General features: G+C 65.4%; 7 protein-coding genes. 5 read left to right on the top strand and 2 right to left on the bottom strand.

The window, feature by feature from the left end:
• The first annotated feature begins 110 nt into the window (after positions 1-110).
• The 4 genes from FHS96_RS08215 (at position 111) to FHS96_RS08200 (ending at position 7,100) form a co-directional block, all read left to right on the top strand.
• On the top strand, positions 111-965 hold the full coding sequence (locus FHS96_RS08215; RefSeq protein ID WP_429589063.1) for a fumarylacetoacetate hydrolase family protein: 855 nt from the start codon (positions 111-113) through the stop codon (positions 963-965).
• A gap of 32 nt (positions 966-997) precedes the next feature.
• Entirely contained in the window at positions 998-1,726 is a 729-nt protein-coding gene (locus FHS96_RS08210) for an SDR family oxidoreductase (RefSeq protein ID WP_429589060.1), read from the top strand.
• A gap of 167 nt (positions 1,727-1,893) precedes the next feature.
• Positions 1,894-3,897 carry a right-handed parallel beta-helix repeat-containing protein gene (locus FHS96_RS08205; RefSeq protein ID WP_429589057.1) on the top strand — a complete coding sequence of 668 codons (2,004 nt, stop codon included), beginning with the start codon at positions 1,894-1,896 and terminating at the stop codon, positions 3,895-3,897.
• Positions 3,894-7,100 carry an alpha-L-rhamnosidase gene (locus tag FHS96_RS08200; RefSeq protein ID WP_429589054.1) on the top strand — a complete coding sequence of 1,069 codons (3,207 nt, stop codon included), beginning with the start codon at positions 3,894-3,896 and terminating at the stop codon, positions 7,098-7,100. Before FHS96_RS08205 ends, FHS96_RS08200 begins: the two co-directional genes overlap by 4 nt.
• A gap of 54 nt (positions 7,101-7,154) precedes the next feature.
• On the opposite strand, the gene FHS96_RS08195 is transcribed toward FHS96_RS08200, so the two are convergent.
• Positions 7,155-7,295: a hypothetical protein gene (locus FHS96_RS08195; RefSeq protein WP_429589052.1), complete on the bottom strand. Its 141-nt coding sequence runs from the start codon at positions 7,293-7,295 to the stop codon at positions 7,155-7,157.
• Positions 7,296-7,433: 138 nt separating this feature from the next.
• The gene (gene ybaK / locus FHS96_RS08190; RefSeq protein ID WP_429589050.1) at positions 7,434-7,907 is read right to left on the bottom strand and encodes a Cys-tRNA(Pro) deacylase; all 474 of its coding nucleotides are present in this window, start codon (positions 7,905-7,907) and stop codon (positions 7,434-7,436) included.
• Between the two features lie 951 nt (positions 7,908-8,858).
• On the opposite strand from ybaK, the gene FHS96_RS08185 reads away from it, so the two are divergent.
• The gene (locus FHS96_RS08185; protein ID WP_429589048.1) at positions 8,859-11,303 is read left to right on the top strand and encodes a beta strand repeat-containing protein; all 2,445 of its coding nucleotides are present in this window, start codon (positions 8,859-8,861) and stop codon (positions 11,301-11,303) included.
• The last annotated feature ends 24 nt before the right edge of the window (positions 11,304-11,327 follow it).

Here is an 11,327-nt window from a genome sequence, read left to right as displayed (position 1 = left end):
CCCTCGATACCGTTCGACAAAGCGCCTTGCACATGGGCAAGACGTAATACATAATATGTTTGACCGATGCGGCTGTCTACCGCTGGACGAACGTTGAGGGAGGGAAGATCGTGCGACTATGCCGTTATGGCGAAGCCGGGCAAGAGCGTCCGGGCCTGATCGATGCCGAAGGCAGGATTCGTGCGCTTTCCGATCATGTAAACGATATCGATGCCGCTGCGATCGGTGTCGAGGGGCTGGCGAAGCTCGCCGCCCTCGATCCCGAGACGCTGCCGCTGGTCGAAGGCCCGGTGCGCTATGGCCCGCCGGTGGCTGGCAGCCGCCATTTCGTCGCGGTCGGCCTGAACTATGCCGATCATGCCGCCGAATCGAACCTGCCGATCCCCGAGGAACCGGTGGTGTTCAACAAGTGGGTGAGCTGCATCCAGGGCCCGAACGACGATGTTGTCGTACCGACGGGCTCGCGCAAGACCGACTGGGAAGTCGAGCTCGGAGTGATCATCGGCACCCGCGCTTGGCGCGTGTCGCAGGAAAATGCGCTTGGCCATGTCGCGGGCTTCTGCGTGGTCAACGACGTCTCCGAGCGCGAATGGCAGGCCGAGCGCGGCGCGACGTGGGACAAGGGCAAGGGCTTCCCGACCTTCGGGCCGGTCGGGCCGTGGCTGGTCACCACCGATGAGGTCGGCGATCCGCAGGCATTGTCGATGTGGCTCGACGTCAATGGCCGCCGCATGCAGGACGGCAGCACCGCGACGATGATCTTCCCGGTCGCCGAACTGGTCGCCTATATCAGCAACTTCATGACCCTGCTGCCGGGTGACATCATCACCACGGGCACGCCGCCGGGCGTCGGCCTCGGCCAGAAGCCGGAGCCCTGGTATCTCAAGGTGGGCGACGAGGTTGTGCTGGGCATCGCCGGGCTTGGCGAGCAGCGCCAGAAATTCATCGCGGAAGATGCGGCCTGAGCGCCGCCGGTTCGATCAGCAAAGAGGATTGCATGGGACGTTTGGAGGGGAAGACCGCGCTGGTGACGGCGGCGGGGCAGGGCATCGGTCGCGCGACGGTGGAGGCGTTTCTGCGCGAGGGCGCGCAGGTGATCGCGACCGACATCCGCGCCGAGGCGATGGACGGGCTGGAGGGCGCGACCTGCCGCCAGCTCGACGTGACCGATCCGGCCGCGGTGGCGGCGATCGCCGCGGAATTCCCCGATCTGAACGTGCTCTACAACTGCGCCGGCTATGTCCACGCCGGCACCATCCTCGACTGCGACGAGGCGGCGTGGGACTTTTCCAACGCGCTCAACGTCACCGCGCAATATCGCATGATCCGCGCGGTGCTGCCGGGGATGATCGCGCGCGGCGGCGGATCGATCATCAACATGTCGTCGGTCTGCTCCAGCATCAAGGCGGTCACCAACCGCTTCGCCTATGGCGCGACCAAGGCGGCGGTGATCGGCCTCACCAAGTCGGTCGCGATCGACTTCGTCACCAGCGGCATCCGCTGCAACGCGATCTGCCCGGGCACGGTGGAGACGCCGTCGCTGATCCAGCGGCTGCATGACACCGGCGATTTCGAGAAGGCCTATGCCGAGTTCACCGCCCGCCAGGCGATGGGCCGCTTCGGCCGCCCGACCGAACTGGCAGCCCTCGCGGTGTATCTGGCTTCGGACGAGTCCGCCTTCACCACCGGCACGATCAATGTGATCGACGGCGGCTGGGTGAACTGAACGATGACACCTCTGCCGTTCGTCCTGAGTAGCGGCTGAGCGAAGTCGAAGACGCGTATCGAAGGATCGCTCCGAGCCAGACCCTTCGATACGCCATTTCGACTTCGTTCAATGGCTAATCAGGGCGAGCGGGTTTGAAGAACAATATTACAAACGGAGAGTATCCGATGATCGGCAAGCTTCGAACCGCCCGCTTGATGGCCGCGGCGCTGATGGCGGGCGCCAGCGTTCAGGCGCTCGCCGAACCGGTGACGATCCACGTCGCGCCCGCCGGCGATGATCGCGCACCGGGCACCGCCCAGCGCCCGGTCCGCTCGCTGGAGCGCGCGCAGGCGCTTGTCCGGGCAGCGAATGTCCGGGACGATGTCGCGGTCGAACTTGCCGATGGCACCTACACATTGGTTAAGCCGCTAGTGTTCCGCGCGGTGGACGGCGGCCAGATGGGCCACAAGGTCGAATGGCGCGCCGCCGAGGGTGCGATGCCGATGCTGTCGGGCGGGCTCGCCATTTCCGGCTTCACCCTGTTCGACGAGGAACGGCGGATCTATGTCGCGGATACGCCCAAGGGGCTCGATGCGCGCCAGCTCTGGGTGAACGACACGCTCGCCGAACGGCCGTGGATCGAAGTGAAGCGCGCGGACGTGAAATTCAGCGCCACCGGCTTCGAGATCGTTAACCCTGACCTTGGCTATATCGGCACGCTCAAGCGCCCCGATCGACTGGAGGTGGAAGCGACCGGCTTCTTCACCGATCGGTTCTCGCCGGTAAAGTCGATCAGCGGCACCACCGTGACGATGCAGCAGCCGGCCTGGGACAATAACAGCTGGGGCTATGACACGATCAGCAAGCCGATCTTCCCGGAAGACAGCCGGATGTTCCTGGTCAATGCGCTTGAGTTCGTCGGCAGGACCAATGACTGGCATTCCAAACCCTATCAGTGGGTACTCGATCCGGAAGCCGGCAAGCTCTACCTCCGCATCGCTCAAGACGATGACATCAAGGATCTGAAGGTCGTCCTGCCGACGCTGGAGACCCTGGTCTCGATCAGTGGCACGCCGTCCGCGCCGGTCGAGAAGCTTAGCTTCAAGGGGCTGCGGTTCTCCTACAGCTCGTGGCTCGGGCCGTCGAAGCCGACCGGCTATGCCAACCAGCAGAGCGGTGCCTTCCTCTATGAGACCTCGCCGATCCGCCCGAAGGACGCCTGGGAGAAATGCGGCTGGGGCTGTGTGGAGTTCGAGTCTATGCGCCAGCGCTGGCACCAGATGCCGGCTGCCGTACAGGTGTCCGCGGCGCGTGATGTGATTTTCGAGCGCAACCATTTCACCCAGCTCGGGCAGATCGGCCTTGGCATCGGCAACGATGCCAATGCGCATCTCACCGGCGTCGGCCTCGCCACGCAGGGTATCCGCGTGACGCGCAACCATTTCGCGGTTCTCTCGGGCAGCGCGATCATGGCGGGCGGCATCCGGGTGGAGGCGCATCATCCCAAGGACCAGGCACTGGTCAATCGCGACCTTGCGATCGAGGACAATGTCGTCGCGACGGTCTCGCAGGAATATCGGGACAATGCCGCGATCCTGACCACCTACATCGCCGGCACGAAGATCGCGCACAACGACATCAGCGATGCGCCTTACGACGCGATCGCGGTCGGCTGGGGCTGGGGCTATAATGATGTCGGCGGCAACCCGAACTATGACGAGAAGCAGCAGGGCTACGTCCACAATATCAAATATACGACGCCGACGGTGCTCAGGGACACGTTGATCGAAGGCAACCGCATCCATGGCGTGAAGACGTGGTTCATGGATGGCGGTGCGATCTACAACCTCTCCGCCAACCCGAATTCGGTAATCCGCGGCAATCACATCTTCGACATCGGCGGCAAGATCGCGCTCTACCTCGATGAGGGGAGCAAGCATTTCCAGGTTACCGGGAATGTGATCGACACACGCGGAAAATGGTTGAACATCAACACCGCGGGCAAGATGTTCCGCCGCCGCATCTCGACGGACAATCTCGCCACCGGCAACTGGCACAATTCGATGACCACCGGCGGGCGCTGGCTCGACGAGATCGGCAATGTCGAGAAGGATAATTTCCTGGTGCCCGACCGCGACTGGCCGGCCGCGGCACAGGCTGTGATCGCCAACGCAGGCGTGCGCAAATGAACGGCATTTCGCGCCGCGGCCTGTTGCAGGGCGCCAGCGTCGCCGGCGCGCTCGCAGCGACGCCCGGGCCGGCGCGGGCCGCGACCGGTGACTTGAAGATCGTCGATCTCCGCGCGGAGTCGCTGGTCGATCCGATCGGGCTGGAGGCGCAGGGCGTCCGCTTGTCGTGGCGGATCGAGGCGATAGCCCGTGGCGTGATGCAGGCGCGTTACGAGGTGCAGGCTGCATCCAGCCCGGCGCTGCTGGAAGCCGGCTCGGCCGATTTGTGGCGGGCGGGCGAGGTGCTGACCGACAAGACGGTTGATATCGTGTGGGGCGGCCGCGCGCTGCGATCGCGGGATATCGTTTTCTGGCGCGTTATCGTGCGAGACAGCCGCGGCGAAATCGCGACCAGCGCGATCGCCCGGTTCGAGATGGGGCTGATCGATCCTGCGGACTGGACGGCAAGATGGGTCGCGGCAGAGAGCGAGCAGGACGCGGCAGATCGGGCCGCGGGGCTCCGCTGGATGCGCGGCGATCGGACGAAGGACGGCACCCCACGCGCGTTCCGGCTGGCGTTCGACGTACCGATGGCGGGCCCGGCGACGCTGTTCAGTATCGCCAACTTCGATTCCAAGCTGTGGCTCGACGGCCAGCTGGTCGATCGCGGCCCCAGGTCGCAGCACCGCTTCGGCACCGAGCCGATCGCGGTAACGACGCATCAGCTTGACGCCGGCCGCCACGTGCTTGCCGTCGAGGTGAACGACGCGACCGGCTTCAACTCGCCCAAGATCCACGAGATCGCCTGCGCGGCGATGGTGCGGCTGGAAGGCGGCGGCAAGGTCGTCCGCATCACGTCTGAGAAGATGCGCACCGCGGTGAAGCCGGGCACTGGCTGGCAGCAACCGAATTTCAACGACGATCGCTGGGCGGCGGCGACGCTCTCCACCAATCAGCAGCAAGCGTGGCCGCGCGACGGTGCGCACCTGCTCCGCCGTGAGTTCAGCATCGACAAGCCGGTCGTGCGCGCGCGCCTCTATGCCACCGCGCTCGGTGCCTATGTCGCAGAGATCAACGGCAAGCGCGTCGGCGATGCGCTGATGTCGCCCGAGAGCAGCGATTTCCGGGAGGCGGTGCTCTACCAGACGCATGACGTGACCGCGCATCTGCGCAAGGGCGCCAATGCGATCGGCGCGATGCTGGGGGAAGGCTGGTATGGCAGCTATCATGCGCCCGCGGGCCGCTATGCCTTCGGCGATCCGCCGCTGCGGTTCCTCGCACAACTCGAGGTCGAGCATTCCGACGGCAGCCGCACCACGATCACGACCGACGGCAAGTGGCATCAGGCGCTGTCGCCGGTGCGGCAAGCCGAGATCTATTATGGCGAGGATTATGATGCGCGGTGGGAGCAGCCGGGCTGGTCCTCGCCTGGCCTCACTGCAAACGAATGGCGCCCCGCCGCCATCGGCAAGACGCCGCCTTGCCGGCTGCGCGCGCAGGTCTCGCCGCCGTTGCGCGCGGTCGAGCGGCTGAAGGCGAAAACGATCCGCAGCTTTCCCGGCGATCGCCATGTCGTCGATTTTGGCCAGAACTTCGCGGGCTGGGTCCATCTGCAAGCGAAGGCGGAGGCCGGGCGCACCGCCACCCTGCGTTTCGCCGAGATCCTGACACCCGAGGGCATGATCGACCAGGCGAATTTACGCGCCGCGCGGTCCGCCTGTACCTATGTGTTCCGCGGCGATCCAGCAGGCGAAAGCTACGAACCGCATTTCAGCTATTTCGGCTTCCGCTATATCGAAGTCAGCGGCCTGGGCCGCGCCCCGACGCCGGAGGAAGTCGAGGGCGTGGTCGTCACCAGCGATCTGCCGCGCACCGGCTGGCTGCTCGTCGAGAACCCGATCGTCCAGGGGCTGTGGCACAACGGCTTCTGGAGCCAGCGCTCCAACTTCTTCGGCGTGCCGACCGACTGCCCGCAGCGGGACGAGCGGCTGGGCTGGACTGGTGACGCCAATGTGTTCTGGGATGCGGCCGCGTTCAACATGGATGTCGGCGCGTTCACCCGCCGCTTCATGGGCGACATGCGCGATGGGCAGGGGCCGCGCGGTGAGTTTCCGGATTATGCGCCGGCCGGCTGGCGCGATCTGCTACTCGGCGCCTCGCCGGGCTGGGCGGATGCCGGCATCATCCTGCCGTGGACGGTATGGCAGCGCTACGGTGACACCGCGGTGGTCGACCGCAACTGGCCGGAGATGAAGCGCTATCTGGACTTCATCCTCGCGCAGAACCCCGATCTCGTGTGGCGCAAAGGCCGCGGCTATGACTATGGCGACTGGGTGGCGCTCGACGCCAACGAGCCGGGCGACGAGACCACGCCCAAGGCGCTGATCGCGACTGCGATGTGGAAGCGCTCGGTCGATGCGATGGCGGACATGGCCAAGGGATCGGGCCGCCAGCCCGAGGCGGAGCGCTACCGCGCACTCTCCGCCGATATTAGCCGCGCCTTTGCCGCCGCCTTCGTCAAGCCGGACGGCAGTGTCGGCAACGGATCGCAATGCGGCTATATATTGGCGCTCCGCTTCGGGCTGGTGCCCGAACCCCAGCGCGCAGCGGCGACGCGGCTGCTGGTGGCGGATATCAAGCGACGCGGCGGCCTGCTTTCCACCGGCTTCCTCGGCACGCCTTTCAGCCTCGATGCGCTCGCCGACCAGGGCGAGACCAAGATGGTCTACGACCTGCTGCTGCGCACCGCCTTCCCGTCATGGGGCTATATGATCGCCAAGGGTGCGACGACGATCTGGGAGCGGTGGAACGCCGACATGGTCGACGCGGCGATGAACAGCTACAACCATTATGCGCTGGGCGCGGTCAGCGGCTTCGTCTATCGCCGCATCGCCGGCATCGATCCGCTTGCGCCCGGTTTCCAGCGCTTCCGCTTCGCGCCCGTGCTCGACGGCCGGGTAACGCGCGGCGGTGCGCGCTACGAAAGCGTGCTCGGCCGGATCGAAACCAGATGGCAGCAGACGCCGGGCGGGTTCGAAGCCGAACTGACGGTGCCACCCAATGCGCGTGCCGAACTGCTGCTGCCGGCGGCGACGCCGGATCGCATCACCGAAGGCGGCCAGCCGCTGGCGAAGGCCACCGGCGTCAAGCTGCTGGGGCAGGCGGGGGACCGCGTGACGCTGGAGATCGGATCGGGCCGCTATCGCTTCCAGACGCGAAGCTGAGCCGCAAAGACCCTCCCTATTCGGCCGTCAGCGGTGCGGGCGGCCTTTTCTTTGTCAGGCCAGGATTGCGGAAGCCGGCCGTGCGTCGCTGCAGGCTATCACGAACTGGCTCTTTGCCGGCGGCGCGGAGAGCGTCATCGCCAGTGCAAGCAAGAGGCCGGCGATCGTCACCAGGATCGGGGCCGTTCGCATCATCATCACTTGCTGTCATAGGCACCGCAGGGGCATCTTCCGTACATGGAAACGCGATGCCGCCCGCGGCTGATGGGCCAATAGCCATTGGCGACCCACATGGATTGCACGGAAACGACACTACAATCGTAACATCTGGAATCAGGCGATCAGCGCCGCCTCGATCGCGTCGATGACGCGCGCAGCGTCGGTGGGCGCCAAACGCACCTGCAGCCCGCGCTGGCCGCCATTGATATAAACCTGCGCATGCGCCAGCGCCTCGACCTCGATCGCGGTCGGCACCTTGCGCATCTGGCCGAACGGGCTGATGCCACCGACCTTGTAGCCCGAGATGCGTTCCGCCTGCGGCACCTTCATCATTTCGGCATGTTTGCCGCCGAACGCGGCCGCCAGCTTCTTCATCGCGACTTCCTTGTCAGACGGCACGATCGCGCAGACCGGCTTGCCGTCGACGAGCGCCATCAGCGTCTTCAGCACGCGCGCCGGATCCTCGCCCAGCGCCTCCGCCGCCTGCAGGCCGACATGCTGAGCGTTCGCGTCATAAGCATATTCGTGCACGGTGAAGACGATCTTCGCACCTTCCAGGAGCTTCGTCGCCCGCGTCGTCTTCGCCATTTGCCTATACTCCCTTCACCATGCCGATGCCAATGCCGCACCATTTGTCGCGGTGGGTAGCGGTACCAGCTGCGATGCGACAGGGGTTGTGCTGCGCGGCAGCGTGAAGCCGTACATTCGTCGACAGAGTGGGCCGCTTCGTCGGATTGTCGCAGTCTGCGGACAGGTCTGCTTTTTGCAATCGATTGTATCAGATCTCGTTAAAGGCGCGGTGAGCCGAAGGCGCGCGGCGACAAACACCCTAAACAACCCCGAAACTGCAATGATCCGCGGCGCGTGCAGGAAGTGCATCGTCACAGCCAAGGCGCGCCGCGCAAAACAAGATCCGGAACCAACCATTTTCGTAGGAGTCTTGTCTTTACGCAGGTGCGAATTCGTTCCGCATCTTCATGTGGTGACGCAGGGTTGTGGGATCCTGGGTTGCCGGTCTCTCTGGCGTCAAGACGGCCGGGGGACAGCGTGAAGAGCGGCACGCACGCCTGTAGCGCCACGTTGTGGGGAATTTTCTCGAGGAGAAAATGCATGGCTATGATATCTGAGACCAGATCTACCGTATGGACCATCCCGGCCGCCGACCGGCCGATCGATCGCCCCGACGCCTAGCTGACCGCGCGTCAGCACCGTCGGTGAGGCGGACGTGCGCGCCGTATGCGCGCGCCTTCACTCCCGGATAACCAGGCGCCGCCTTCACCGCATAGGCCGACAGGCTGCGTGGCAATATGGGCGCCCGTCCGGATTGCCGATGCCCGGAACAGCCATCGCCTCGCTCGATCGTGCGCTGCTGCGCCCGGTCGATCCAGGCGCGGACCGTGGTTCGCGTAGACGGCTTTCCACACCCTTCATGGCCGATCGCCACCGCAACATGCGCCGCATGTCGCGGGCCGGGGAGGCCGTATTTTTTGGACCGTGCTGCGCCGGGCCTCCGGCGGAGCTATGCGTGGAGACCAATGAATGCCGATTTATGACGGAACGCCCAACGCGGACATCATCAATGGTGATCAGGCGGGGCCGGATGCCGACACGATCAACGGGCTGGGCGGCAATGACGTGCTGCGCGGCGGCGAGCTTGACGACATGCTGCGCGGCGGCACCGAGAATGACCAGCTCTTCGGCCAGAATGGCGATGACATGCTGCTCGGCGAGGCCGGCGACGATCTTCTCAACGGCGGCGCGGGCAATGACACGCTGAATGGCGGCGCGGGCACGGATACCGCGACCTATTCGGATGCTGCCGGCGCGGTGACGGTATCGCTCGATTTGACCACGGCGCAGGATACCGGCGGCGCCGGTTCCGATACGCTGCTGGCCATCGAGAATGTCATCGGATCGGCATTTGACGACAGGCTGACGGGCAACGTCCAGGCCAATGTCCTGACCGGTGGCAATGGCGATGATGTGCTGGATGGCGCCGCGGGCAACGACGCGCTCGATGGCGGCGCCGGGACCGACACGCTCATCGGCGGCATCGGTGACGACACGCTCGTCGGCGGCGCCGGAAATGATACGCTGGACGGCGGCGACGGCATCGATCGCGCGTCCTTCGCCGGCGCGACCAGCGCCGTCAACATCAACTTCGCCACCGGCACGCGCAGCGGCGGCGCGGGCGCCGGCACTGACACCTGGATCTCGATCGAAGGTGCTGTCGGCACCGATTTCGACGACACGCTGATCGGTGACGAAGGCGCGAACTCGTTCAACGGCGGTCTCGGCTCCGACGTCATCGACGGCGGCGCCGGCGACGACCTGATCAACGGCGGCAGCGGGACGACCACCGATCGCCTGACCGGCGGTGCGGGCGTCGACACGCTGTCCTATGCCGGCGTCACGTCGCGCGTTATCGTCAATCTCGGCCTGCAGGCGACCTCGCCGGCGCAATTCACCGGCGGTGGCGGCCGCGATTTCATCAGCGGTTTCGAGAATGTCTCCGGATCGACCTTCAACGATATCCTGACGGGCGACACGGGCAACAATACGCTGTTCGGTCGCGCCGGCAATGACACGCTCTCGGGCGGGTTGGGCAATGATATTCTCGATGGCGGCAGCGGCATCGACGTGGCGACCTATGCCGATGCGGCATCCGCGGTCAGCATCAATCTCAACACCGGGGTCGCGACCGGCGGCGCCGGCACGGATCAGCTGATCGCGATCGAGAGCCTGATCGGCAGCGCGTTCGACGATACGCTGATCGGCAGCGCAGGCGACAACACGATCTCCGGCGGCCTGGGCAACGACCTTATCTCCGGCGATCTCGGCAACGACACGATCGACGGCGGTTCGGGCAACGACACGATCGACTATAGCGCGGTCGGCTTCGGCGTGACGGTGAACCTGCGGGCCAACGGGTCGCAGCAGAACACCGGTGGCGCGGGCCTCGACCGCATCCGCAATGTCGAGAATGTCATCGGTACGGCGCATGCCGATACGCTGACGGGCAATGAGTATGCCAATGTGCTGACCGGCGGCGATGGCAACGATACGCTTTCGGGCGGTCTTGGCAACGACACGTTGATCGGTGGCAACGGCATCGATACTGCGAACTATGCCGCTGCCGATACCGGAATCACCGTCGACCTGACGCGCACCGGCCCGCAGACCACCGGCATCGGTGCCGATACGCTGATCGGCATCGAGAATCTCAACGGCTCGGCGTATGACGATGTCTTCACCGGTGACGCCGGGAACAACGTCCTGACCGGCAACGCCGGCGATGATACGCTGATCGGCGGCGCGGGTGACGACATCCTGAGCGGCGGCGCCGGCAGCGACACGGCCGGCTATACCACCGCGACCTCTGGCGTCACGGTGAGCCTGCTCGCAACCGGCGCCCAGAACACCGGTGGCGCCGGTACCGACACGCTGTCGTTCATCGAGAACCTGCTCGGTTCCAGCTATGACGACGTGCTGACCGGCAACGCCCAGGCGAACACGCTGATCGGCGGTGCGGGCAAAGACGTGCTCGACGGTGGCAGCGGCAACGACCTGCTGAACGGCGGCAGCGGTGCCGACCGGATCTCCGGCGGCGTCGGCAACGACCGGATCATCGGCGGAACCGGCAGTGACACGCTGACCGGCGGCGCGGGCGGTGATCATTTCATATACGAAACGGTATTCGATAGCGGCGCCAATGCCAATGCGGATCGGATCACCGACTTCTCGCTCGGCGACGTGCTGGATCTGTCGGCGATCGACGCGAACGCCAACACCGCCGGCACGAACGAGGCCTTCAGCCAGGTCGACGCGTTCAGCGGCGCCGCGGGTGAACTGATGGTGGCATTCGACGTCGGCAGCAACACGACGACGGTGAGTGCCGACACGACCGGCGACGGCATTGCCGATTTTTCGGTGCTGTTCACCGGCGATGCGACCGCCGCGCTGACCCAGAACTGGGTGCTGTGAGGATGTGCGCGGGGGAGGGGCAGC

It is taken from the genome of Sphingomonas zeicaulis (assembly GCF_050433225.1).
GTDB classification, from domain to species: Bacteria; Pseudomonadota; Alphaproteobacteria; order Sphingomonadales; family Sphingomonadaceae; genus Sphingomonas_D; species Sphingomonas_D zeicaulis.
Note: the sequence above shows the minus strand (reverse complement) of the source record. Positions and strands in the feature narration are given on the sequence as shown.

Coding starts and splice junctions, on each gene's coding strand:
- FHS96_RS08210 (WP_429589060.1), top strand. CDS start 998: ATGGGACGTTTGGAGGGGAAGACCGCGCTGGTGACGGCGGCGGGGCAG.
- FHS96_RS08205 (WP_429589057.1), top strand. CDS start 1,894: ATGATCGGCAAGCTTCGAACCGCCCGCTTGATGGCCGCGGCGCTGATG.
- FHS96_RS08200 (WP_429589054.1), top strand. CDS start 3,894: ATGAACGGCATTTCGCGCCGCGGCCTGTTGCAGGGCGCCAGCGTCGCC.
- FHS96_RS08195 (WP_429589052.1), bottom strand. CDS start 7,295: ATGATGCGAACGGCCCCGATCCTGGTGACGATCGCCGGCCTCTTGCTT.
- ybaK (WP_429589050.1), bottom strand. CDS start 7,907: ATGGCGAAGACGACGCGGGCGACGAAGCTCCTGGAAGGTGCGAAGATC.
- FHS96_RS08185 (WP_429589048.1), top strand. CDS start 8,859: ATGCCGATTTATGACGGAACGCCCAACGCGGACATCATCAATGGTGAT.